Raw genomic sequence first — 23,407 nt, 5'->3', positions numbered from 1 at the left:
CCCGTTTCGTGCTGACTCAACACAATGGATGCGGCCCGCGCTGCCTACAGCACCTGGCGGCGACCGCCTACAGCACCGGATTGATCGACGACGTCTGACCTCACGCGCCGTCCTCGTCCAGACCCGACACGTTGACGAACTGATTGCGAGACGCCGAAGGTCTCGCGATCGCCGTTACCGTCGAGGTATGAGTGTGGATCCCTTGGCGGAGGGCGACGGCGCCACCATTCTCGAACGTCCGGGTCTGCGTCAGCGATGGTGGCGGTTGCGCAGGCCGTTCGTCCTTCCGTCACAGCGGGCCACCGCCGACAACATCGTCGCCGCACCCACGCCCCTGCAACCGATCGACCTCGCCGACGACGCCGAGGTGTCGCAGGTACTCGACCTCGCGGTCCGGGTGGGCGAGGTCGTGCTCTCCGCGGGCACCGGTGTCGGTGACACCTCCGCGCAGGTCCGGTTCATCGCCTCGACCTACGGCCTGAACAGCTGCGATATCGATGTCACCTTCGACGCGATCCGTATCTGGGCCGACCGCGGTCCCAGCCTGCCGCCCGCCAGTGATATGCGCGTCGTGAAGTACCGCTCGCTCGATTTCACGCGGTTGGCCGCGGTCGACCGGCTGACGCGGCGCATCCGCAGCCAGATCGTCCCCGTCGACCAGGCGCACGCCGCCCTCGACGAACTGATCTCCTCGCGGCACCCGTACCCCCGCTGGGTGTCGACGGCGGGCTGGTCGTTGCTCGCGGCGGCGATCGCGGTGCTGCTCGGTGGTGGATTCGTGCTCGCCGCGATCAGTTTCGCGACGACCGCGGTGATCGATGTAGTGAACCGGTTCCTGCATCAGCTCGGTTTACCGATGTTCTTCCAGCACATGGTCGGTGGTGTCATCGCCACCATCCCCGCCATCGCGCTCGCCTCGGTGAGTGATCACTGGCGCTCCGACGCGGCGCTGATCGTCGCGGCGGGCATCACGGTGCTGCTGTCCGGTCAGCAGTTGGTGGGTTCGGTACAGGACGCCATCACCGGCGCGCCGATCACGGCCGCCGCCCGCATGCTCGAAGTGGTGATGATGACCGGCGGCATCGTCGCGGGCATCGGTCTGACCCTGCGAATTTCCACGATGATGGGGATCGCGGTGCCCGAGATCGCGGCGAGCGCGGGCCGCGACACCGACGATCTGGCGATCAAACTCGCGGCCGGTGCGGTGGCGGCGATCGCCTTCGCGTTGGCCTGTTACGCGGAGCGCCGGGCGCTGTTCGCGGCCGGGCTCAGCGGTGCGGGTGGCACCATGGCCTTCCTCGGCGCGCAGGATATCGGCTTCGGGCCGGTGGTGTCCGCCGGGCTGGCGGCCACCGTGATCGGTCTCGCCGGTGGTCTGATGGCGCGTCGCGCGCTCACCCCGCCCTTGGTCGTCGCGGCGGCGGGGATCACGCCGCTGCTGCCGGGTCTGAAGGTGTATCGCGGGCTGTATGCCCTGTTGGAGGACGAGACGCTGCTCGGTTTCGGGCAGATCCTCGGGGCGTTCGGTGTCGGCTGCGCGCTGGCCGCGGGCGTCATCCTGGGCGAATGGTTCGACCGGTTGCTGAGTCGTCGCGGTGCGCCGCGCGACTTCGATCCCTCGTTCACCAGCGACCGGTGAACTGGATCAGCGAGGTCAGATCTGCACGAGGGTGCGTGGCCCGTCGGCCGCCGTGTCGGCGGGCGCCGGGTCCTGGATGCGCGGTTTGCCTGCCGCCCAGCGCATCTGGCTACGGGCGGCCGCTGCCTCGGTGGCCGCGGGGATGACAAGCAACGCCAGCGCGGCGCCGTTGCTGCCGACCACGTGCATGATGCGCGCGGCCTGTTCGGTGCGGGCGGTGCTGTCGTCGGATTCGCTGGTGGTCCAGTCGAATCCGAGCCGTGCCAACTTGCCGATCCGCGTTCCGACCGCGGCCACCAACTGGTGCATTTCGGTCATCGGCTGGTCGGTTCGCGGCCACCAGGCGCCGTCTATCGGCCCGGTGGTGGCTGTGCGGTCACGCAGCATCAGCCGGATCGGCGCGGACGCGTCGCGCCCGATGCTCGTTTCAGGTGATGTGTTCACTGTGTTCTTCTGTACTTTCTGATTTCTTTGCGATCGACGCGCTCGTGGCATCGACCGGCGCGATCCGAACTCCGGACCGGCGCGAAGGCTGGGTACCCACTTCACCGTGTCGGCACGCACATCGGTGTGGGGCGGCGACGACGGTATAGGGGTGTGGTGGGGGTCTCCCGCACCATCGGGGCTCACTCTACGGAAGCCCACCGACAGATCCACCGATTAAACGAACAGGGCCCCGACCGGCGAACCGATCAGGGCCCTGCTGCTGCGGAGGATAGGGGATTTGAACCCCTGAGGGCGTTAACCCAACCCGCGTTCCAGGCGAGCGCCATAGGCCACTAGGCGAATCCTCCGTGGAGCAGCATAGCGGGTGGTGGGGGGTCGATGCCAAACCGGCCTGCGCGACCGGTTCTGACCTGCTACTTCTTCAGAGCGGCCAGTACCTTGCGGACCTGGTTCTCGGCGGCGGTCCGCATGGCCGCTTTGTCGACGGTGCGCATCGTCGACACCTCGATCTCCACCTTCACCGAGATGTTGCTGTCGTGTGCGGCCACCACCACGGAGTAGTCGCTGGGGATGGAGCCGTAGGTGTGCTGCTCGCTGGAGTAGTACGCCTCGGTGCCGAGGCCGGTCACCGGGCCGTGGTCGTAGTCCTTGCCGGTGGTCTTGGTGTCGTAGCCCTTCCAGCGCGCGTAGTCGGACTCGGTCTCGCTCTTGGTCTTGAACTCGACCTCGAGTCCCAAGGAGGCGTCATTGGCGTTGCGGCCCGGCTCCTGGTTCTTGGCGTCGCAGTCGTAGGAACCGCCGCCGATGTACTCCGACGGTCCACGCTCGGTGTGGGTGGTCGTCTCGCGAGTGGACGACCACTGGTTCAGCACGGTGAGATCGACCAGATCACAGGCATTCTTGCCGTCCTTGAAGACATAACTACCCGCCCACGCGTCCGGGTCGGTGCCGAAGGGGCTGTCGTCGACCTTGTTGGCCGTGAACGCGATCAGCCCGATCACGAGCGCGCCGACGCCCACGATCGCGCCGCCCACGATCCACCACACCGCCTTGTTGCCCGACGAGGGCGGCCGCGGCGGTGCGCCCCATTGCGGCTGCGGTGCCTGATACGCGCCTGCTTGCGGATGCGCGTACTGCTGCGGGAACGGCTGTTGCTGCGCGAACGGTTGTGGCTGCGCGCCGCTCTGATACGGCCCCGGCGGCGCGGTGTAGGGCTGGGGGTTCGCGCCGCTCTGATAGGGAGTGGGCGGCGCGGTGTACGGGCCGGGCGGGCCGAGATTGCCGCGCAGCACCGTCGGATCGGCTAGGGCGGGGTTCTGACCTGCGCCTTCACCTGGTCGTTCCCACCATGCGACCGTGGGGTCCGACGGCGGCACGCCGCCGCCTGGTGGTTGTTGATTCGGGCCGGTCACGATCGGGCCCCCCTCTCCAGTTATGGGGAACGCCGAACCCCCACTGCCGATATCGGATAGATCGTAGCCAGCGTCACCGTCAGCGCGGCGGGTATACGGTCGCGTTCACTCGAGTAACGACAGGTCAGGGCGTCTTCGTCGGTGACGGATATGAGGTGGAACACGCTGGGCCGCGCAGATCGAGGTACTGGCCGAACGCATCCATACCTCGATCCGAAAACCGGTTCTCGCGTGGACAACCCGCGAATAACGTTGTTGCGCCGAATAATCAGCGTGTTCTGCGAAGATCCCGACGAGGTCGAAGCCGGCCCGCTGCGCCACCATCGACAATCACTTCCTCGCCGGCGACCACGGCGACCACGGCCGGGTCGAGGTACGCACGCGCGCCGCCGACCTGCTGTTCGACGACCGGAATCGCTAGTACCGAGAACAACCGCTACACTGGCCGACGGATCCCGCGCGGCGAGCATCCTGTGAACTCCCCCAGGGCCGGAAGGCAGCAAGGGTCAACGGGCTCTGCCGGGTGCGCGGGGTCCCCTTTATTTCCAGGGGTCCCCGCTGTGACTGATCGGCCTACGCACCTTCGCAGCGTGCGAGCCTGATCCCAGCCCCGATACCCCGCCGATTCCGCGCATTCGCCGGGTAACGTTGCGGCTGTCAGCACGCACAGCGTGCACCCCCCTTGCTTGCTTCGAAAGGCTGCCCAGGATGCCCCGGCAAACGCAGATCGGTTTGATGAGCCACGAGGAACTCGTGTCCGAGCACGAGTCCCAGACCGCGAATTACGCGACGCTCAAAACTGAGAAGCTCACGCTGGACCTCACCAGAGGTAAGCCCTCGTCGGAGCAACTCGATCTGTCCTCGTCGCTGCTCTCGCTGCCGGGCGACGGTGACTTCCGCGATGGTTCCGGCACCGACTGCCGCAACTACGGCGGCCTCAACGGCCTGCCGGAACTGCGCGCGATCTTCGGTGATCTGCTCGGCATCCCCGTCGAGCGATTGGTGGCGGGCAACAACGCCAGCCTCGAGATCATGCACGACATCATCGCGTTCGCGATGCTCTACGGCACCCCCGATTCCCCGCGCCGCTGGGTCGGCGATGAGCCGATCAAGTGGCTGTGCCCGGCCCCCGGCTACGACCGCCACTTCGCCATCACCGAGGCGCTCGGCATCGAGATGATCACCATCCCGATGCGCCACGACGGCCCCGACGTGCACGCCATCGCGGCGCTGCTGGCGAACGACCCGCAGATCAAGGGCCTGTGGGCGGTGCCGAACTACTCCAATCCCACCGGTGTCGTCTACTCGGAAGAGATTGTCCGCGAGCTGGTTTCGCTGCCCGCCGCGGCACCGGACTTCCGCCTGTTCTGGGACAACGCCTACGCGGTGCACCCGCTCACCGACACCGCGGCGCCGGTCATCGATGTACTCGGCCTGGCCGAGGCGGCGGGCAACCCGAACCGTCCGCTGGTGTTCGCGTCGACCTCCAAGATCACCTTCGCCGGTGCGGGCGTGAGCTTCTTCGGTGCGTCGCAGGCCAACGTCGACTGGTACCTGTCGCACGCCGCGAAGAAGAGCATCGGCCCCGACAAGGTGAACCAGCTGCGGCACCTGCGGTTCTTCAGCGACGCCGAGGGCGTGCGCGAGCACATGCAGAAGCATCGCGCGCTGCTGGAACCCAAGTTCGCGCTCGTGCGCCGCATCCTCGAGGACCGCCTCGGCGCGTCGAAGGTGGCGTCGTGGACCGAGCCGAAGGGCGGCTACTTCATCAGCCTCGACGTGCTCGACGGCACCGCGGCCCGGGTGATCGCGCTGGCCAAGGATGCAGGCATCGCGCTCACCGCCGCCGGCTCGGCCTTCCCGTACGGCAAGGATCCCGAGGACAAGAACATCCGCATCGCCCCCAGCTTCCCCCAGCTGCCGGAACTGGAGAAGGCGATGGAGGGATTGGCGACCTGCGTGCTGTTGGCAGCGACGGAGAAATTGCTCTAGAGCTCGATCGTTGGATCGCCGGCGAGGCTGAGGGGCAGATCGGGGTTATCCAGTCCGGGTCGGCTTTCGGACGAGGGCGCCGAACAGCGTGACGGAGATGTGGATGTCACCCCGGTCCGCGCCTGCTTGGAGGTCGGCGAGGAGTTGGTCGCGTTCGGTGGGGGTGATCGCCCCGCGCAGCGCGGCCAGGTCCGCGATTCGGCGGACCAGCGCTCCGGCGCCGACCGTTCGGTCCTGCACCAGCGCGTGTGAGCCGATCTCGTCGACCACCAGGCCGGTGCCGCTGAGCAGCCCGGCGAGTCGGCGGCCCGACAGCGGATTGGTGGTGGCGGAAATCAGGGTGTCGATCACCGTGCTCGCCACCCGCGGGTTGCCGGGATGGACGATCGCGGTGGCCCAGTCGCAGTCCACCACCACCGCGCGCCCGCCGGGCCGCAGCACCCTGGCGATCTCGGCCGCTGCCCGCGCGGGTGCGGTGAGGTGCTGGAACACCCGCTCACACAGCACCGCGTCGAAGGTGTCGGCGCCGAAGGGCAGGCCGTAGGCGTCGCCGGAGACAAAGCGGGCGCTCGACCCGGACTCGACCGCACGGCGCTGCGCCGAGGCCAGCAGATTCGGATCCGGTTCGACGCCGATCGCGGTGCCGTGCGGCCCGACCTCCTCGGCGAAGGTGATCACCTCGGATCCGGTGCCGGACCCGATATCGAGGGCGTTCTCGCCGGGCCGCAGCGCCAGCGCGGCGTGACTCCAGGAGCCGAGCGCCCGCATGCCGGGCTGGGTGACTTCCAGATCATGGGCGTCGATCAGCTGATCCCGGGCCGCTTGATCGAAGCGAGCCGGTCGTGGGGTGTAGTCGGTCATTCGTACCGCCAGAGTGGGAGCAGTCCTCGTAAGCATGGACTCAGAGGCTACTGGGGAAATGTGTCACGATGAATGTATGACTCGCACGCTGTGTCTCGCTCAGGAATCCGAGGCCGATGAACTTCTCAGCATCGACGATTTCGCGTTGCTGCTGGGGATGTTGCTCGACCAGCAGTACCCGATGGAGCACGCGTTTCGTGGGCCGCGCAAACTTGCTGAGCGCATGGACGGATTCGACCTGCGCCGCATCGCCGAAGCGGATCCGGCCGAATTCGAGGAACTCGCGGCCACCCCACCGGCGATTCACCGCTATGGGCGGTCGATGGCGCGACGGGCGCAGGCGCTCGCCCAGTACGTGATCGAGCATTATGACGGCGTACCTGCGCAGATCTGGACCGCGGGCGACCCCGATGGCGCGGAGGTGCTCCGCCGGTTACAGGACCTGCCGGGGTTCGGGGCGCAGAAGGCGAAGATCTTTCTCGCGCTACTCGGGAAACAACGTGGCGTACGGCCGAGCGGCTGGCGAGAAGCGGCAGGCGCGTATGGCGACGACGGGTCGCGACGCTCGGTCGCCGATGTCGTCGATGCGGAAACATTATCGGAAGTAAGGGAATTCAAGAAGCAGGCCAAGGCGGCGGCCAAAGCCTCGAAATGAATATTTAGTTAAGATCTAGCTGTTTTTTTCCCTCGTCACGAGGGTGGATCTGCTCGAAGCTTGTTTCTCGAACGGCTCCACAAACAGATGAGGGATTGGCAGTTTTATGAAGATGAGGAAGTTCGCCGTGGTCGCGGCGCTCCTGACCGTGGCTACTGGCATCACGGCAGGCACCGTGAACGCCGCGCCGGCCGAAGAGGCCGCCGCGATCAACTACTCCGCCGAGGTCGTCGACGACGCCAAGGCTGTCATCACCACGGATGCGGGCTCGCTGGTCGAAGAGAACGGCGTCTTCAAGATCAAGGCCGCCAACGGCACCGTCGTCGCCGGCACCGCCCTGAGCTTCCGCCTCGACGAGTTCGAGCTGCCCATCGCGGCCGAGATCTCGGGCAACACCGCCACGCTGACCCCGCAGCTGGACCCGGCCAAGGCCGTCTACAAGCCCGTCGCCCTCCCCTACGAGGACAAGGCTCCCTGGAAGACCGAGTACGAGCGTGAGCAGGCCGCCTGGAGCCGTCTGACCTCCACCATCTCGCTCGGTGCCGCGATCGGCACCCTGGTCGGCGGCCTCGGCGGCGCTGCCATCGGTTGCGTAGCGGGTGCGGCCGGCGGCCTGATCGCCGGTGGCGTCCTGGGCGCGCTGGTCGGCGCTGCCCCCGGCGGCATCGGTGGCTGCCTCGTCGGCGCCACCACCATCGGCGCCCTCGGCGTCATCCTGGGCCAGATCTTGATCACCGCCCCGGTCGCGATCGGTGCTGCGATCCAGTACTTCTCCACCATCAACGCCCCCTTCACCGCCCCGGCCAAGTAAGTCCGACCGGATCGGTGAAACCCCCTGCGGGAGCTTCGGTTCCCCGCAGGGGGTTTCGTGTTGACACCCATTACGCCTGTCATGAACCCCGCTGACCTGCGGCAATGATGTGCCACAGCGCACAATTCGCCGATTCGGCTTGGATGGGTCGGAATTAGGTGTTAACTTGATTGTTATGTCCAGCAACCATCTCGCCGCCCAGCGGGTCACGTACGTGACCGCCGCTCTGGGCCTACGGTTGCCGTTGACGCGCGAACTGTGTCGTTCCTGCTCCTGCAGCTGAGCCCCCCAGGTTCGCGAGCTGCCACGCCCCACGTGTAGGCAATCCCGTTGAGATAACGGGATTTTTGGCAAGGAACTTCATATGTCTGCTCCCATCATCGATCGCCCCGTCTCCCGGACGAGCGCAGGTCGCTCTCGCGTTTCCCGCCCCGTTGTGCCGCCTGAGCTGCGGCGTAGCGACAACCCCGCCGCCGCGGTGCTGCGCACCGCCGCCTCGGGCCCGGTCTCGCGCGACAACGCCGCGCGGGCGACCGGACTGAGTATCGCCACCGTGAATCGGCAAGTGGCATCACTGCTTTCGGCGGGATTGCTGCGCGAGCGGCCCGACCTGACCGCCGCGGGCGCAGTCGGCAGGCCGCGCGTGCCCTTCGAGATCGATCACGACGCGTACCTCACGCTCGGCATCCACATCGGCGCCGAGGCGACGAAGATCGTCGCCGCTGACCTGCGTGGTCGAATTCTCGGCGGACTCGCCATCGCGACACCGAAAACCGGGCAGGAATTCGCGGTCACCACCGTCGCACGCAGCGCCAAGGCGTTCCTGCAGCGCTGGCACCGGCGGACACCGCTGTGGGCCGGCGTCGCCATCGGTGGGCGGGTGGATCCGCAGAGCGGTGTGGTCGACCACCCGAAGCTGGAATGGAAGGGCGCGCCGATCGGGCAGGTCCTCGGCGATGTGCTCGAGCTGCCGGTCTCCGTCGCACCGCACGTCGAGGCCATGGCGGCCTCCGAACTGCTGCTGCCGACCTTCGACGCGCGCCGACCCGAGCCCGACACCGAACTTCCCGCTGCCCAGCACGGCAGCAGCCTCTACTTCTACGTGCGTGAGACCGCGGGGATCGCCGTCACTCTCGACGGTCGCGTACACACACCTAGCAATGGGCCGGGGTCGATCGCGCATCTGCCGACGGGCTCCGATGTGCAGTGCACATGCGGGCGGCGTGGGTGCTTGGAAGTGACCGTCGGTGATCGGGCGCTGCAAGCTCGGGCTGTCGGTCGCGGAATCATCCCGGCGCACAACGGGACTGCTGGTACGACGATCAACGACCTTTATCGGGCGGCGGAGTCGGGGTCGGAGTCGGCGCGGGAATTGCTCGCCGAGCGGGCGACGATGCTGGGACAGACTGTCGCCTTGGTTCGCGACATGTTGAATCCGGATCGAGTTGTGTTGGGTGGGCAGGCTTTTACGGGGTATCGGCCTGCATTGGGGCATGTGGCTCGGGCGTTTTCGCAGAGTACGCAGTTGGCCGCTACCGACATTCGGGTCAGCGGGTTCGGGGGGAAGGTTCAGGAGTTCGCGGCTGTGGTTACTTCGTTGAGTGCGTTGTATGCGGATCCGTTGGCGGCTGTTCGTCGGGTTTAGGGATGACCGAGGGGCGGTAGTCCCAGGCGGTTTGACGCTGTGTTTATTGGCGCGCTGGCGCGCGCGTGTCCGCGGCCCCTGGGGGCCGCCGGTTAGCCACCGGGGCTTGCTCCTTCGTCGCTTGCGCCCCGGCGGCTAACCGGCGGCCCGGCCGCGGACCGGCCACTTCGTGGCCGCCGCTCCCTAGGGGTCGCGGGGGCGGGGCTGGTAGGGCGGTCATGGCGGATTTGGGGTATGCGGTGTGGCTGGGAGTGCGGTAGCTGGCCGGACTTGGGGTGCACGGTTTCGCTGGGAGTGCGGTAGTCGGCCGGACTTGGGGTGCACGGTTTCGCTGGGAGTGCGGTAGTCGGCCGAGCTTGGGGGTGCGGTGTAGCTAAGAGTGCGGTAGCTGGCCGGACTTGGGGGTGCGCGGTTCGCTGGGAGTGTGGTGGCCGGGCGGACTTTGGGCGTGCGGGGTGGTTGGTTGCGCGGCTGTCTGGTCGAACCGGCGCGCGCGGTTGTCGCGCGCCGGTTGGGATCAGGGTGGGTCAGTGGGGGTTGAAGGCGCCTTCCAATGCTGTGATGAAGAAGGGGAATTGGGCGGCGAAGCGGTGGAGGTTGGGGTCTCGGTCGTAGCCGGCGAACCAGTAGAGGCCTGGTTGTGAGTCGTCGGCGGGGTTCATGTCGCGGAAGGTGCGGATCCAGTTGTCGGCGCGGCCGCTGATCACCGTGTACGGGAGGGCGCGGGAGAAGATCGTTTCCTGGTCGATGGGCGGGATCCGGTCGCGGACAACGGTGTCGAGGCCGCGGTGCATGGCGCGGATTCGGCCTGCGACGGTGTCGCCGAGGGGGGTTCGGGTGGGCAGGTAGTTGGGGAGCAGCACGGCGGCTCCGCCTGCCAGGGCGATGGCCACACCGACTAGGGCGTGGCCTGCGGTGAGGGCGAGGGTGATGGTGATGATCAGGCCGAGGGCGATCAGGGCGGCGCCGATCCAGCGGGGCAGGGCACGCTGTTTCGGGTCGGCGAAGGCGCCGGTGGCGACGGCGTCGTTGCGCATGGCGGCGCGGATCGGGTCCAGTTGCAGGCGGCCGGGGGCGCGCAGTTCGCGGACGGCGACGGCGTCGGTGCCCTCGGGGAGCAGCATGTCGTAGACGGTGCGTTCGTATTCGCGCAGCTGGTCGTCGGGGGCGTTGACTCTGCTGATGCGCCAATCGTCTTCGCCGCGCGCGTTCACGGGGGTGATCCACAGGTAGCGCCGGACGGCGAGATCGACGACGGTGGCGGCGATGTCGACCGGATCGGCGTGCTCGTCGATGATCAGGCCCGCCTCGCCGGGGAGCACGCCGTCGGGGGAGGTGAACTCGACGCGGCCCGCCTGCTGGATCAGCGGATCGAAGGTGTCGCTGCCCGCTATCGCGGCGGCGGCGCGCTTGCGCGCCAGCAGCACGTAGGCAACCATGCCCGCCAGGGCCAGCAGGAAGGCGCCGAAGGCCGCGAGTACAGGTGTGGTGAAGGCGAAGGGGCCCGTACCGCCGCCGCGCACATCGGCATTCGCGGGCACGGTGCCGGGGGGCATCTGCAAGGTGAGGTCGATGGCATCGCCCTTGCGCAGGTCGGTCTGGTGCAGGAAGAGCACGCCGTCGGGTTCGGTGTGGACATCGGCGCACGGCTTGGCATTGCCCGCGGAGCCGAGTTTGCAGTCCACGATGCCCATTTGGAAGCTCGGGCTGATCACCGAGACGTCGAGCACGGCGATATCGGCGTTGAGCACGCCGAGCCAGTGGAACACCTGTGTGCCGGGCATGTCGGAGACGGTGTTGTGCACCGTATACGTGAACTTCGATTCGCCCGGTTTCGCCTCGACGATGAATTGGTCGTTGGCGGTGGTGGCGGTGCCCGCACCGCTCGCGGTCACATCGGTGACCTTGAAGATCCGTTCCACGTCGTCACCGACCTTGAGGCGCAACGGCAGCGACATCGTGAAATTTCCGTCGGCGGGTACCGCGACAGTTTCGATGACCTCGAGCACACCGGTTTCGGTGAGGGTGAGGTCGGCGGTGATCGAAACACCGGAGGTCGAGGGCTCCGTGTGGGCTACCGGCGCGGCCACGAGCAAACCCGCCGCAGCGAGCGCTAGCGCGCCTGCGGCGCCCCCCCGAAAAGTCAGCATGGGTGCTTACTCTAGACAGCTTGCTATTCTGCGTCAGCGGCTGTCGACGACTCATGAGACGAGGGGGGTACGGGGGAGTGACTCAACCACCGTACGGTTATGGGCCGAACGGCCCAGGTGGACGACCGGTTCCACCGCCCCCTGGCTATGGTCCGCCGCCGGGATACCGGCCACAACCCGGCTATGGGCAGCCGGGTTATCCACAGCCGCAGGGTTATCCACAGGGTTACGGACAGCGTCCGGCGTACGGTCCGCCGCCGGGATACCGCCCGCCGCCGATGCCCTACGGCCCGCCGGGCAGGCCTACTCCACCGCCACGCAAGCGGGGCGGTGGCTTCACCTCGGTAATCCTGGTCGTCATCTTCCTGCTGGTCGGCGGCCTGGTGAAGTACGCCGTCAACACCGGAGTCGATCTCGGGATCGGCGCGATCGGCCCGAAACCGACCACTACCTACACCCCCCAGCCGGGCACCGCGCCCGCCGCGACCGGAGACAACCCGCTGCTCACCGATTCCGACGGCACCCTGGTCCCTGCCTCGTGCGCGTACGCGCCGTGGGGCACCCAGGTGGACAAGGCGCGCGCCTTCTTCGAGTCGGCCGCGAAGTGCCTCGAGGCGGCGTGGAAACCCTTGCTGGCGCAGAACAATCTGCCGTTCGAGTCGCCGACGCTCAGCGTCACCGCGAACACCGATGGCATCACCACCCCGTGCACGGGGTCGACGAGTAATTTCGCCGCCTTCTACTGCCCGGCGAACAAAACCATCTACATGCCGATCAGCCAGCTGCAGACCGATCAGTTCCGCGACAACTGGGTGGTGTACCTGTCGGTGTTCGCGCATGAGTACGGCCACCATGTGCAGGCCCAGTCGGGCATTCTGCGCAAGGCCAACAGCGAGCGTGTCGACGCGGGCGCCCGCTCGGCCAAGGGCCTGGAGCTGTCACGTCGAGTCGAGTTGCAGGCCAACTGCTTCGACGGCATGTTCATCGCCTCCTCGAAGGGCGGTGGCTCGCTGACCTCCTCGCAGGTCACGGTCGCCACCAAGGATTCCTACGGTCGCGGTGACGGCCCCGGCGACATGCGCGACCACGGCACCGCTGAGCACGGCGGCCAGTGGTTCGAAACCGGTCTCGCGCGCAACCTCACCGCTCAGTGCAACACCTTCACGGTGTCCGCGAGCGAAGTGAACTGATGAGCCAACCGCCCGGCTACGGGCCCTATGGTCCTCATGGTCCGCCGGGGTATCCGCACCAGCAGCCGTATGGGTATCCCGTCGCGCAGTATCAGCATCCGTTGCCGCCGCCGTACGGTCGGCCGTTGCCGCCGCCGTACGGCTATGCGCCGCCGGGCTATCCGCCGCCGCGCCGGGGTGGTTCGGGTGCGGGCGGGGTCGTGTTGACGGTCTTGACCGTGTTCGGGGTCATCGGGTTGCTCATCGCCGCGGTGACGGTGTCCGACCAGAGTTCGCCGGGCTCGCTCGCCGAGACGACGCCGCCGAGTTTCACCTACACCTCGAATTCGCCGGTGCCGACCACGAACCCGACGACAGCGCGCGCCACGACCACCGCACGCACCACGGCGCCGACCACGACCAAACCGGCAGGACCGCAACCGGTGATCGCGCTCGGGCAGCATCCGCTGTTCAAGAACGACGACGCGGGTCTGACGAACATGGACTGCGATCTGCCGCGCTGGTCGACCGCCGCGGCGGTGGCCACAGCGTTCTTCGCGGCGGCGCAGGTCTGTCTCGATCAGATGTGGCGGTCGAATCTGGCCGCGGCGAATCTGCCGTTCAAGAGCCCGGGTCTGGTTGTCGCCGAACAGCCTTCGGAGCTGTCATCGCCGTGTGGCGGCGCCACCAGCGACGCGTTCTATTGCAGCGCGTCGAGCACCATCTACATGTCGACAGCGGGCTTGGTCCTGCACAACACCCCGTATCCGCCGATGGAAGCGCTGTCGGTGTACGCCCACGAATACGGTCACCATGTCCAGGGCCTCACCGGCCTGCTGCAGGCTTCGTCGAACCAGCGCCGCGACCAGGGCACCACGTCGGCGGGTGGGCTGGAGACCTCGCGCCGAATGGAATTGCAGGCCAGCTGCTTCGGCGGCATGTACATCGGTTCGTCGGAAGCGGGTGGGTCGTGGACCTCGCAGGAGGGCTACGCCGCGGTGAAGCACAACTACAACCGCGGTGACGGCAACGGCCGCCACCGCGATCACGGCACCCCGACCCACAACGGCAACTGGTACAACCAGGGTTACTCGAAGAATCGCAACTTCGAATGCAACACCTGGCTGGCACCGGCCGACGAGGTGAGCTAGGTCCCGTAGTGCCCCTCGCCGAAGCGGCGGGGAGAGGAGCCGTGAACGCCTTCGGCATAGGCGGTTTCGGCGTGCAGGGCGAAGTCGATGCCCGCTGTCTCGTCTTCTTTGCTCACGCGGAAGCCGATGATCTTGTCGACGCCCTTGCCGAGTGCGAACGAGATCGTGAAGGCGTAGGCCGCGACCACCAGGATCGCGACCAGTTGCTTGCCGAGCTGGGCGAAGCCGCCGCCGTAGAACAGGCCGTTCACGCCGCCGGTCATCACCTGGGTGGCCAGCAGGCCGATCAGGACCGTGCCCACGATGCCGCCCACGAAGTGCACGCCGACCACGTCGAGCGAATCGTCATAGCCCGCTTTGTGTTTCCAGCCGACCGCGAACGAACACACCACACCGGCGGCCAGACCGACCAGTACCGCACCGAGGGTGTTCACCACGCCGCAGGACGGGGTGATCGCGACCAGACCGGCCACCGCGCCCGAGGCTGCGCCGAACGTGGTGGGCTTACCGTCGCGGATCTGTTCGACGATGAGCCAGCCGAGCATGCCGAGGCTGCCCGCTATCAGGGTGTTCAGGAAGACCGCCGCCGCGGTGCCGGTCGCGCCCAGTGCGGAGCCCGCGTTGAAACCGAACCAGCCGAACCACAGCAGTCCGGCGCCGAGCAGCACGAACGGCAGGTTGTGCGGACGCATCGCGTCGATGTTGAAGCCGATTCGCGGTCCGAGTACCAGTGCCAAGGCCAAGGCGGAAGCGCCGGAAGTGATCTCGACCACCAGCCCGCCCGCGTAGTCGAGCGCGCCGAAGTTCAGCAGCCAGCCGTCGGGCCCCCACACCCAGTGCGCGATCGGCGCGTACACCGCCAGCGTCCACAGCGGGACGAACACCATCCAGCCCGCGAACTTGGCACGGTCGGCGATCGCGCCGGAGACCAGGGCGGCGGTCAGGATCGCGAACGTCAGCTGGAAGGTGACGAACAGCAGCTCCGGAATGGTGCCGCGAACTGAGTCGGGGTTGATCCCGGCCAGCCCTAGATGTTCGAGACCGCCGATCAGGCCGCCGCCCGCGTCGTCGCCGAACGCGAGGCTGTAGCCGGCCACCAGCCAGACCACGGTGACCAGCGGGATCGCGATGAAGCTCATCATCAGCATGTTCAGCACGCCTGTCGAGCGCACCATTCCGCCATAGAAGACTGCGAGTGCGGGCGTCATCAACAGCACCATGGCGGTGGCCGCGAGTAGCCAAGCAGTGGCCGCTGGGTCGATCGTTGCGGGCACGGTAACTCCTTTCACGCGTGGATGCGTCGCGAGAAAGTTACCGAACCCTCACCGTTGATGGCGGCGCTAGGCCCGGTTCTCCTTAGCCAGTGCCCGCGTGCCGCGTTTGCCGGGAACGGGCAGGTCATCGCTGCTCGCGAGCCACTCGGCGGTGGTGAGCCAGCGGCGCTGGGCATGCGCGTCGGCCACGTCGAAGAACAGGCGGCGACCGCGGTCGTCGCGCGCGTCGCGGGCGAGTACCGCCCAGCTCGGCGGTTTGCCCCGGTCGGCGGTGTGTTCGACGACGAAGCCCGTGACCAGTTTGCCGATCATGTTGACCGGCTTCTGCGAGACCCGATTGCCGTATTTGGTGGTGTGCCAGCGCCGCGCCGGGCACAGCGAACCGGGGCTCGCGCTCGAGGCGATCCAGCCCGCGCGCTGCGCCCGTTCGATCAGCCACAGATGCTTGACCGCCGACGGCGCGATCTCACCCACCCGTTCGGCGATGAGCGCGCAGATTTCGGCGTCGGCGAGGATATCGCGCCTGGTGGGGCCGATATTGTGGTCGGTCCAGTGGGCGGCGGCGAGGCGGGCGAGGACACGGCCGAACTCGTCGATGCTGCGCTGGGCGCGACGGCCGAGTCGCTCGATCCGCTCGGCCTCGCGGCGCATCTCGTTCTGCGCGGTGAGGGTGCGAATGGCCGCCATGGTCGGCACCTGCCCGCGCTCGAGCAGTTGCAGGATGGCGTCGGCGGTGGCCGGGTCGGCCGCGGCGGCGACGGGTAACGAGTCGCGTTTGATGTCGAAGTCTTGTGGGCTGATCGCCCGGCTCAGTAGCCCGACCGCGGCGTTGTCGCCGGCGAAGTCGGTGTGGGCGAGCCAGGCGGTTGCGATGTCATCACACGACAGCACGGTGAAACGTTCCTCCGGTCGGTGCGGTGGGGGAGCGATCGGTGCGCGAAGGTTGTGCCCCGGTCGGGATGAGGGACCGGCCGGGGTCACCAACCTGATGAAGGTTTGGCCACCGAAGTTGCCGAGACCCACGGTAGCCAGCCACTTGCGACACTGTCACGGTCCTTCACTATTTCGTTACATCTAGCAAGTGGCCGTTAATCGGGGAATCGGTATGCATTGTCGGGTTATCCAGTATCAAACGACTGTTCGATTGCTGAATTTCTGTGTTCGAGGCAGTAGATAGCTATTCTGTTGCGGCTAATGGCATGGTTTGCACGTACGCTCCGTACCGTGGAATTCAATGTGATTTGAGTCACATGATGATCAAGAGTGCATTACCCCGTATCGGTGCACTGCCAGCCGCCGATCAACCCTGTCGGACGCTCTCGGTAGCCTGTGGGTCGTGGCTCTGTACCGGAAGTATCGACCGGCGACATTCGCGGAAGTAGTGGGTCAGGAGCACGTCACCGACCCGCTGAGTACGGCGCTGGATACCGGACGGATCAGTCACGCGTATCTGTTCTCCGGGCCTCGTGGCTGCGGTAAGACCTCCTCCGCGCGCATCCTCGCGCGCTCGCTGAACTGTGTGGACGGGCCGACGTCGACGCCGTGCGGTACGTGCTCGTCGTGTGTGGCGCTCGGTCCGGGCGGCTCGGGCAATCTCGACGTGATCGAACTGGACGCGGCCAGTCACGGTGGTGTCGACGACACCCGTGAGCTGCGCGATCGCGCCTTCTACGCGCCCGCCGAGTCGCGCTACCGCGTGTTCATCGTCGACGAGGCGCACATGGTCACCACGGCCGGTTTCAACGCGCTACTCAAGATCGTCGAGGAGCCGCCCGCTCATCTGATCTTCATCTTCGCCACCACCGAGCCGGACAAGGTGCTGCCGACGATTCGGTCTCGTACGCACCACTATCCGTTCCGGCTGCTGCCGCCCGCCACCATGCGCGGACTGCTCGGCAAGATCTGCGAGCAGGAGCACGTACCGGTGGAGGAGGCGGTGTATCCGCTGGTCATCCGGGCCGGTGGTGGTTCGCCGCGCGACAGCCTGAGCGTGCTCGACCAGTTGCTCGCGGGCGCCGGACCGGAGGGTGTCACCTACCCGCGCGCGGTCTCGCTGCTCGGCGTCACCGATGTCGCGCTGATCGACGACGCCATCGACGCGCTGGCCGCCGATGATGGCGCTGCACTGTTCAACACGGTTGATTCGGTGATGGAGGCCGGCCACGATCCGCGCCGATTCGCCGTCGACCTGCTCGAACGCCTACGCGACCTGATCCTGCTGCGCGCGGTCCCCGACGCCGCTGACCGCGGCTTGGTCTCCGGCCCCGGCGATGTCATGGAAAGGATGCGGGAACAGGCCGAACGCCTCGGCCCGGCCACCCTCACCCGCTACGCCGAACTCCTCCACGAGGGTCTCGGTGAAATGCGCGGTGCCACCGCCCCGCGTCTGCTCCTCGAAGTCATCTGCGCCCGCATGCTCCTGCCGTCGGTCTCCGACGCCGAGTCGGCGACCCTGCAACGCCTGGAACGCCTGGAACGCGGATTCGCGAGCGGATCGGTTCCCGCACCCGCGCGCCCCGGCCCGGCCGCGGGCGAACCGCCCGCCGAACGCCCTGCCGTCCCGGCGTCCAGTGGTCGTCGAGGTGCGGAACTCCTCGCCGCCGCTCGCGCCGAGAAGGAAGCGGCGGCCGGTGGATCGCCGACATCGGGCGGCACGAGTCCCGTTGCCGCGCAACAGAAGACCGCGGCCCCGACCGCGTCGTCGGCCCCGGTGGGCTCTGCGTCGAGCGCGTCCCCGGCAGCGTCCGCGCCGCTCGCCGAGCCCGCACCGTCTACACCTGCGGCTTCGTCCGCACCTGCCGCCGGGCACGGACCTGCCGGGCACGAGCCTGTGCCGAACCCCGTGCCGTCCGTGCCTGCGGCGACGCCCTCGCCTGTACTTTCGCCGCAGTCGGCGACCCACGGGTCTGCTGCCTCGTCGGAGCAGGCGCCGCAGTCCGCGCCACCCGCGCCTAACGCGTCACCGATCGATGCCGGACAGCATGCGGTCGATGATTCTTCCGAAAGAACTGGAGCCCAGGGTCTCGCCGACGCGATCCGCTCCGCACAGCCGGACTTCCGTCCTCGTCCGGAAAGCGTGGGCCCAGAGCAGTTCTCCGGTCCGTCTACCGAAACCGACTCGACTCGCACCAGCGACGACCTGACTCGCGCCGGAGGTGACCCGACTCGCGCCGGAGGTGACGTGGCCCGCTCCGGAGGTGAGTCGGCCCGCGTCGGCGGTGACCCGGCCCCCGCCGGGGGTGACTCGACTCGCGCTGGAGGTGACCCGGGCCGCGTCGGAGGTGAGTCGGCCCGCGTCGGAGGTAGCCCGGCCCGCGCCGCCGACGAAGCGACTCGCGCCGATGTCGGCCCGGTCCGGGCGTCGAAAGCGGCGGCACCGCAGGTGGGTTCGCCGGCTCGGCCGGGATCGGAGGTGGTCGACGCCGAAGCGTCTTCGCGGGTCGAGGGTCGGCGGGTGGAGCCGCAGGTCGGTGCGGTGTCGGAGGATCTGGTCGGGATCGTCGATGCCGCGTGGCCGGAGATCAAGAGTCGGGTGCGGGAGTTCGGGGCCACCTTGCAGGCGTTGTTGTCCGGGGCGGCGGTGTCGCGGGTCGACGGCGAGGTGATCGTTTTCGCGCATCCGGCCGCTCCGTTGGCGCAGCGGTTGTCCGATCCGCGCAATATCGAGGCGGTGCGTTCGGCGGTGCGGGCCGTGCTCGGGCGTGAACTGGATGTGCGCTGGGAGACCGGTGCGCCCGCGCCGCGACCGGCGCCCGCCGCCAAGGCCGGGCCCGCGCGAGGGGCCGGAAATCCGGAGAGCAAGCCCGCTGGACGCCCCAAATTCTCGCGGCCGAGCCAGGCGGCGGGTAACCCGTCGTCGAACCGGGTGAACCGACCGTCCGACGATGACATTCCGCCGCCGGATTTCCCTGACCTCCCCGACGACCCCGGCCCGGACGAGGGGTCGCAGTCCCGGTCCGGTGGCGATTCCGTGCGCGGCGCCGCTGTTCTCGCCCCGCCGACTCCGGAGGAGGAACGGGAGATGCTGGCCGCCGCCGCGGTGCCGGTGGCTCCCGGTGACCGCCAGGATCCGGACGAGGTCGCGCTGGCGTTGCTACGTGAACAGTTCGGAGCAAAGAGTCTGGATGGTTGACAGCCACCGTCCGCACCGCGTTAAGTTAACGGCAGTTCGCACACCACGGTAGTATGAACGGGTGGCCGGTCGTACCGGATGGGCATGGTTCTATGCTCCGCTGGTGCTGCCGGGATTTGTACGGCGTCGAGACAAATGGTCGTGGCGTTCGTGCGGCCACCGCACCCCAAGGAAGGAAACACTCCGATATGACCACAGAGGCCTACATCTACGAGGCCATCCGCACTCCGCGCGGCCGCGGCAAGAAGAACGGCTCGCTGCACTCGGTCAAGCCGATCGATCTGACTGTTGGTCTGATCCAGGAGCTGCGTGGCCGCTTCCCCAACCTCGACGAGGACCAGATCTCGGATCTGATCCTGGGCTGTGTCGCGCCGATCGGTGACCAGGGCGCCGATATCGCTCGCGTCGCGGTGACCGTCGCGGGTCTGCCCGACACCGTCGGTGGCTTCCAGCTCAACCGCTTCTGTGCCTCCGGGCTCGAAGCTGTGAACCTGGCCGCGCAGAAGGTTCGCTCGGGCTTCGACGACCTCGTGATCGCGGGTGGCGTCGAGTCGATGTCACGCGTCCCCATGGGTTCCGACGGCGGCGCGTGGGCGATGGACCCGGCGACGAACTACGACTCCTACTTCGTGCCCCAGGGTGTCTCGGCCGACCTCATCGCCACCATCGAGGGTTTCTCCCGCGATGATGTCGACGCCTACGCCGTGCGCTCGCAGGAGCTGGCCGCCAAGGCCACCACCGGTGGTTACTTCGCCAAGTCGATCGTTCCGGTCAAGGACCAGAACGGTCTCATCGTGCTCGACAACGACGAGCACATGCGTCCCGGCACCACCGCCGCCGACCTGGGCAAGCTGAACCCCTCCTTCGCCGGTATCGGTGAGATGGGTGGCTTCGACGCGGTCGCGCTGCAGAAGTTCACCTACGTCGAGAAGATCAACCACGTCCACCACGGTGGCAACAGCTCGGGCATCGTCGACGGCGCCGCCCTGGTGCTGGTCGGCTCCGAGGAAGCGGGCAAGCACTCGGGTCTGACCCCGCGCGCCCGCGTCGTCGCGACCGCCACCTCCGGTGCCGACTCGACCATCATGCTGACCGGCCCCACGCCGGCCGCGAAGAAGGCACTGGCCAAGGCCGGCCTGACCATCGAGGACATGGATCTCGTCGAGATCAACGAGGCCTTCGCCTCCGTGGTGCTGAAGTTCCAGAAGGACCTGAACGTCCCGGATGAGAAGCTGAACGTCAATGGTGGCGCGATCGCGATGGGCCACCCGCTTGGTGCCACCGGCGCGATGATCACCGGCACCATGATCGACGAGCTCGAGCGTCGCAACGCGCGCTACGCGCTGATCACCCTGTGCATCGGTGGCGGCATGGGCGTTGCCACCATCATCGAGCGCGTCTGAGCTCCGGCCGACTTTCACTTCTCATAGGAGAGAACGAAAAACTATGACTGACAACATCATCGGCTGGGAGAAGGACGCCGACGGCGTGGTCGTCCTCACCATCGACGACCCCAGCCAGGGCGCCAACACCATGAACGACGTGTACATCACCTCGATGGCCGCGACCGTGGATCGCCTCGAAGCCGAGAAGGACGACATCACCGGTGTCGTGCTGACCTCGGGTAAGAAGACCTTCTTCGCCGGCGGCGATCTGAAGAACATGATGCAGGTCGGCCCGGACAACGCGGCCGAGGTCATGAAGATGCTCGACGACGTCAAGGGCCCGCTGCGCCGCCTGGAGCAGCTCGGCAAGCCGGTCGTCGCCGCCATCAACGGTGCCGCCCTCGGCGGTGGCCTCGAGATCGCGCTGGCCACCCACTACCGCGTCGCCGCGGACGTGAAGGGCGCCGTCATCGGTCTGCCCGAGGTGAGCCTGGGCCTGCTGCCCGCCGGCGGCGGTGTGATCCGCACCGTGCGCATGCTCGGCCTGCAGAACGCGCTGATGCAGGTGCTGCTGCAGGGCCAGCGTCACCGCGTGACCAAGGCCAAGGAAATCGGCCTGATCAACGAGGTCGTCGGCTCGATCGAGGAGCTGGTGCCCGCCGCCAAGGCGTGGATCGCGGCCAACCCCGATGCCGCGCAGCCGTGGGACAAGAAGGGTTTCAAGATCCCCGGTGGCGCTCCGTCGTCCCCGGCGATCGCGGCGAACCTGCCCGCGTTCCCGGCCAACCTGCGCAAGCAGATCAAGGGCGCCAACATGCCCGCCCCCCGCGCCATCATGTCGGTGGCCGTCGAGGGCGCGCAGGTCGACATCGACAACGCGTCGCTGATCGAGTCGCGCTACTTCACCGGTCTGCTGACCGGCCCGGTCGCGAAGAACATGATCCAGGCGTTCTTCTTCGACCTCAACCACATCAACGGTGGTGGCTCGCGTCCCAAGGACGTGCCCAAGCGTGAGATCAAGAAGATCGGCGTCGTCGGCGCAGGCATGATGGGCGCGGGCATCGCCTACGTCTCCGCCAAGGCCGGTTTCGAGGTCGTCCTCAAGGACGTCAAGATCGAGGCCGCCGAGAAGGGCAAGGCGTACTCGGAGGCCATCGAGGCCAAGGCGCTCTCCCGTGGCAAGACCACCCCGGAGAAGTCGGCCGAGCTGCTGGCCCGCATCACCCCGAGCGCGGACGCCGCCGACTTCAAGGGCGTCGACTTCGTGATCGAGGCCGTGTTCGAGAACCCCGAGCTCAAGAACAAGGTCTTCCAGGAGATCGAGGACATCGTCGACGCCGATGCCCTGCTCGGCTCGAACACCTCGACCCTGCCGATCACCCTGCTGGCCGACGGTGTGAAGCGCTCCGAGGACTTCATCGGAATCCACTTCTTCTCCCCCGTGGACAAGATGCCGCTGGTGGAGATCATCAAGGGCGAGAAGACCTCCGACGAGGCGCTGGCCCGGGTGTACGACTACACCCTCGCCATCAAGAAGACCCCGATCGTCGTCAACGACAGCCGTGGCTTCTTCACCTCGCGCGTCATCGGCACCTTCATCAACGAGGCCATCGCGATGGTCGCCGAGGGTATCGACCCGTCGACCGTCGAGCAGGCGGGTCTGCAGGCCGGCTACCCGGCCGCGCCGCTGAAGCTCAGCGACGAGCTGAACTTCACCACCATGCAGAAGATCTACAAAGAGACCGCGGATGCGATCCTCGCGGCCGGTGGCGAGCTCAACGCCGCCGCCGCGAAGACCGCCGAGGTCCTCGACACCCTGGTCGAGAAGCACAACCGCACCGGCAAGCTGGGCGGCGCGGGCTTCTACGACTACGTCGACGGCAAGGTCACCGGCCTGTGGGACGAGCTGCGCTCGATCTTCAACACCAGCCGTGAGCTCCCGGAGGGCGTCACCCTCCAGGATCTCAAGGACCGGATGATGTTCGCCGAGTCCATCGAGACCCAGAAGTGCTTCGACGAAGGCGTGCTCACCAGCACCGCCGACGCGAACATCGGCTCGATCTTCGGCATCGGCTTCCCGGCCTGGTCGGGTGGCGCGCACCAGTTCATCGTCGGCTACCCCGGTGGGCAGGAGGCCTTCGTGGCCCGTGCCGACGAGCTGGCCGCGAAGTTCGGCCCGCGTTTCGAGGTTCCGGCCTCGCTGCGCAAGTAAGTAGGTAGTTCCCGGTTTCGCACCGGGTCGGCGCCCGTCACCTCATCGAGGTGGCGGGCGTTCGCCGTTATCGGGGCTTGGCGTAGTCGGCGTAGCCCTGCCAGTCGAGCAGAACGCACGCTTCGTCGCCGACCACCCACGCATCGTGGCCGGGGTCGGCGATCATGACGTCGCCGGGGCCGAATTCCAGTTCTTCGCCGTCGTCCATGGCCACCACGATCCGCCCGGACAGGCAGTACCCGATGTGCGCGGCTTCACAGCTGTCGGTGCCCGCGATCGGCTTCACGTGTTCACTCCATCGCCAACCAGGTTCGAAGACCGCCCGGCCGACCGGGCCGTTTTCGACGTTGACCAGGTCGAGTCGACCTTTTCCCTGTTCGAACGGCCGGGTTTCCTCGGGCGCGTCGAAACTCATGCGTACCAGCGCTGACATGGCATCTCACTTCGGCTCGGGTGATGAGCGGCGATGTCG

At 67.4% G+C, this 23,407-nt stretch carries 17 protein-coding genes, 1 tRNA gene and 1 other RNA gene; 11 read left to right on the top strand and 8 right to left on the bottom strand.

Annotated elements, in window-relative coordinates; translation table 11 throughout:
* Positions 1-187: 187 nt before the first annotated feature.
* Positions 188-1,639 (top strand): threonine/serine exporter family protein, encoded by a 1,452-nt coding sequence (locus tag NA12_RS22355; protein WP_084472995.1) that lies wholly within the window; start codon positions 188-190, stop codon positions 1,637-1,639.
* Between the two features lie 15 nt (positions 1,640-1,654).
* Here the strand turns inward: NA12_RS22355 and NA12_RS22350 are convergent, their stop codons facing one another.
* From NA12_RS22350 to NA12_RS22340, 3 genes are all read right to left on the bottom strand, one after another.
* The gene (locus NA12_RS22350) at positions 1,655-2,083 is read right to left on the bottom strand and encodes a DUF5994 family protein (RefSeq protein WP_067454567.1); all 429 of its coding nucleotides are present in this window, start codon (positions 2,081-2,083) and stop codon (positions 1,655-1,657) included.
* 265 nt (positions 2,084-2,348) lie between these two features.
* Positions 2,349-2,433: transfer RNA gene (locus tag NA12_RS22345), tRNA-Ser, on the bottom strand.
* Positions 2,434-2,499: 66 nt separating this feature from the next.
* Positions 2,500-3,498: a hypothetical protein gene (locus NA12_RS22340; protein ID WP_132369751.1), complete on the bottom strand. Its 999-nt coding sequence runs from the start codon at positions 3,496-3,498 to the stop codon at positions 2,500-2,502.
* A 447-nt stretch (positions 3,499-3,945) separates the two neighbouring features.
* Here NA12_RS22340 and ffs point away from each other — a divergent pair.
* Positions 3,946-4,040, top strand: an RNA gene (ffs, locus tag NA12_RS22335) — signal recognition particle sRNA small type.
* A gap of 166 nt (positions 4,041-4,206) precedes the next feature.
* A complete protein-coding gene (locus NA12_RS22330; protein WP_067454559.1) occupies positions 4,207-5,490 on the top strand; it encodes an aspartate aminotransferase type Ic in 1,284 nt (427 codons plus the stop codon).
* Between the two features lie 45 nt (positions 5,491-5,535).
* Here NA12_RS22330 and NA12_RS22325 read toward each other — a convergent pair whose 3' ends face one another.
* Positions 5,536-6,351 carry a methyltransferase domain-containing protein gene (locus NA12_RS22325; RefSeq protein WP_067454556.1) on the bottom strand — a complete coding sequence of 272 codons (816 nt, stop codon included), beginning with the start codon at positions 6,349-6,351 and terminating at the stop codon, positions 5,536-5,538.
* A 76-nt stretch (positions 6,352-6,427) separates the two neighbouring features.
* On the opposite strand from NA12_RS22325, the gene NA12_RS22320 reads away from it, so the two are divergent.
* The 3 genes from NA12_RS22320 (at position 6,428) to NA12_RS22310 (ending at position 9,462) form a co-directional block, all read left to right on the top strand.
* A complete protein-coding gene (locus NA12_RS22320) occupies positions 6,428-7,006 on the top strand; it encodes an HhH-GPD-type base excision DNA repair protein (protein ID WP_067454553.1) in 579 nt (192 codons plus the stop codon).
* Positions 7,007-7,112: 106 nt separating this feature from the next.
* Complete coding sequence (locus tag NA12_RS22315; RefSeq protein ID WP_067454550.1) at positions 7,113-7,817, top strand: DUF8020 domain-containing protein; 705 nt, start codon at positions 7,113-7,115, stop codon at positions 7,815-7,817.
* Positions 7,818-8,181: 364 nt separating this feature from the next.
* Positions 8,182-9,462 (top strand): ROK family transcriptional regulator, encoded by a 1,281-nt coding sequence (locus NA12_RS22310; RefSeq protein ID WP_067454548.1) that lies wholly within the window; start codon positions 8,182-8,184, stop codon positions 9,460-9,462.
* 527 nt (positions 9,463-9,989) lie between these two features.
* Here the strand turns inward: NA12_RS22310 and NA12_RS22305 are convergent.
* Complete coding sequence (locus tag NA12_RS22305; RefSeq protein WP_067454545.1) at positions 9,990-11,612, bottom strand: DUF2207 family protein; 1,623 nt, start codon at positions 11,610-11,612, stop codon at positions 9,990-9,992.
* A gap of 278 nt (positions 11,613-11,890) precedes the next feature.
* Between NA12_RS22305 and NA12_RS22300 the strand changes: the two genes are divergently transcribed.
* The gene (locus NA12_RS22300; protein WP_067454542.1) at positions 11,891-12,802 is read left to right on the top strand and encodes a neutral zinc metallopeptidase; all 912 of its coding nucleotides are present in this window, start codon (positions 11,891-11,893) and stop codon (positions 12,800-12,802) included.
* The gene (locus tag NA12_RS34715; protein WP_243654796.1) at positions 12,802-13,932 is read left to right on the top strand and encodes a neutral zinc metallopeptidase; all 1,131 of its coding nucleotides are present in this window, start codon (positions 12,802-12,804) and stop codon (positions 13,930-13,932) included. The genes NA12_RS22300 and NA12_RS34715 overlap by 1 nt, the downstream gene beginning before the upstream one ends.
* Here NA12_RS34715 and NA12_RS22290 read toward each other — a convergent pair.
* Together NA12_RS22290 and NA12_RS22285 are read right to left on the bottom strand one after the other, a co-directional pair.
* Positions 13,929-15,206: an ammonium transporter gene (locus NA12_RS22290; RefSeq protein ID WP_067454732.1), complete on the bottom strand. Its 1,278-nt coding sequence runs from the start codon at positions 15,204-15,206 to the stop codon at positions 13,929-13,931. The genes NA12_RS34715 and NA12_RS22290 overlap by 4 nt on opposite strands.
* Before the next feature lie 66 nt (positions 15,207-15,272).
* Complete coding sequence (locus NA12_RS22285) at positions 15,273-16,097, bottom strand: hypothetical protein (protein ID WP_067454729.1); 825 nt, start codon at positions 16,095-16,097, stop codon at positions 15,273-15,275.
* 445 nt (positions 16,098-16,542) lie between these two features.
* Between NA12_RS22285 and NA12_RS22280 the strand changes: the two genes are divergently transcribed.
* The 3 genes from NA12_RS22280 (at position 16,543) to NA12_RS22270 (ending at position 22,935) form a co-directional block, all read left to right on the top strand.
* Positions 16,543-19,338, top strand: coding sequence for a DNA polymerase III subunit gamma and tau (locus tag NA12_RS22280; RefSeq protein WP_067454534.1), 2,796 nt, complete (start codon positions 16,543-16,545; stop codon positions 19,336-19,338).
* 188 nt (positions 19,339-19,526) lie between these two features.
* Positions 19,527-20,741: an acetyl-CoA C-acetyltransferase gene (locus tag NA12_RS22275; protein ID WP_067454531.1), complete on the top strand. Its 1,215-nt coding sequence runs from the start codon at positions 19,527-19,529 to the stop codon at positions 20,739-20,741.
* Positions 20,742-20,784: 43 nt separating this feature from the next.
* A complete protein-coding gene (locus NA12_RS22270; protein WP_067454528.1) occupies positions 20,785-22,935 on the top strand; it encodes a 3-hydroxyacyl-CoA dehydrogenase NAD-binding domain-containing protein in 2,151 nt (716 codons plus the stop codon).
* 67 nt (positions 22,936-23,002) lie between these two features.
* On the opposite strand, the gene NA12_RS22265 is transcribed toward NA12_RS22270, so the two are convergent.
* Positions 23,003-23,368, bottom strand: coding sequence for a cupin domain-containing protein (locus tag NA12_RS22265; protein ID WP_067454525.1), 366 nt, complete (start codon positions 23,366-23,368; stop codon positions 23,003-23,005).
* Positions 23,369-23,407: the final 39 nt, after the last annotated feature.

This window comes from Nocardia alba NBRC 108234 (assembly GCF_001612665.1).
Lineage (GTDB): Bacteria > Actinomycetota > Actinomycetes > Mycobacteriales > Mycobacteriaceae > Nocardia > Nocardia alba.
The sequence above is the reverse complement of the archived record's forward strand: the minus strand, read 5'-3'. Positions and strand labels throughout refer to the sequence as shown.

Coding starts and splice junctions, on each gene's coding strand:
- NA12_RS22355 (WP_084472995.1), top strand. CDS start 188: ATGAGTGTGGATCCCTTGGCGGAGGGCGACGGCGCCACCATTCTCGAA.
- NA12_RS22330 (WP_067454559.1), top strand. CDS start 4,207: ATGCCCCGGCAAACGCAGATCGGTTTGATGAGCCACGAGGAACTCGTG.
- NA12_RS22325 (WP_067454556.1), bottom strand. CDS start 6,351: ATGACCGACTACACCCCACGACCGGCTCGCTTCGATCAAGCGGCCCGG.
- NA12_RS22320 (WP_067454553.1), top strand. CDS start 6,428: ATGACTCGCACGCTGTGTCTCGCTCAGGAATCCGAGGCCGATGAACTT.
- NA12_RS22315 (WP_067454550.1), top strand. CDS start 7,113: ATGAAGATGAGGAAGTTCGCCGTGGTCGCGGCGCTCCTGACCGTGGCT.
- NA12_RS22310 (WP_067454548.1), top strand. CDS start 8,182: ATGTCTGCTCCCATCATCGATCGCCCCGTCTCCCGGACGAGCGCAGGT.
- NA12_RS22305 (WP_067454545.1), bottom strand. CDS start 11,612: ATGCTGACTTTTCGGGGGGGCGCCGCAGGCGCGCTAGCGCTCGCTGCG.
- NA12_RS22300 (WP_067454542.1), top strand. CDS start 11,891: ATGCCCTACGGCCCGCCGGGCAGGCCTACTCCACCGCCACGCAAGCGG.
- NA12_RS34715 (WP_243654796.1), top strand. CDS start 12,802: ATGAGCCAACCGCCCGGCTACGGGCCCTATGGTCCTCATGGTCCGCCG.
- NA12_RS22275 (WP_067454531.1), top strand. CDS start 19,527: ATGACCACAGAGGCCTACATCTACGAGGCCATCCGCACTCCGCGCGGC.
- NA12_RS22270 (WP_067454528.1), top strand. CDS start 20,785: ATGACTGACAACATCATCGGCTGGGAGAAGGACGCCGACGGCGTGGTC.
- NA12_RS22265 (WP_067454525.1), bottom strand. CDS start 23,368: ATGTCAGCGCTGGTACGCATGAGTTTCGACGCGCCCGAGGAAACCCGG.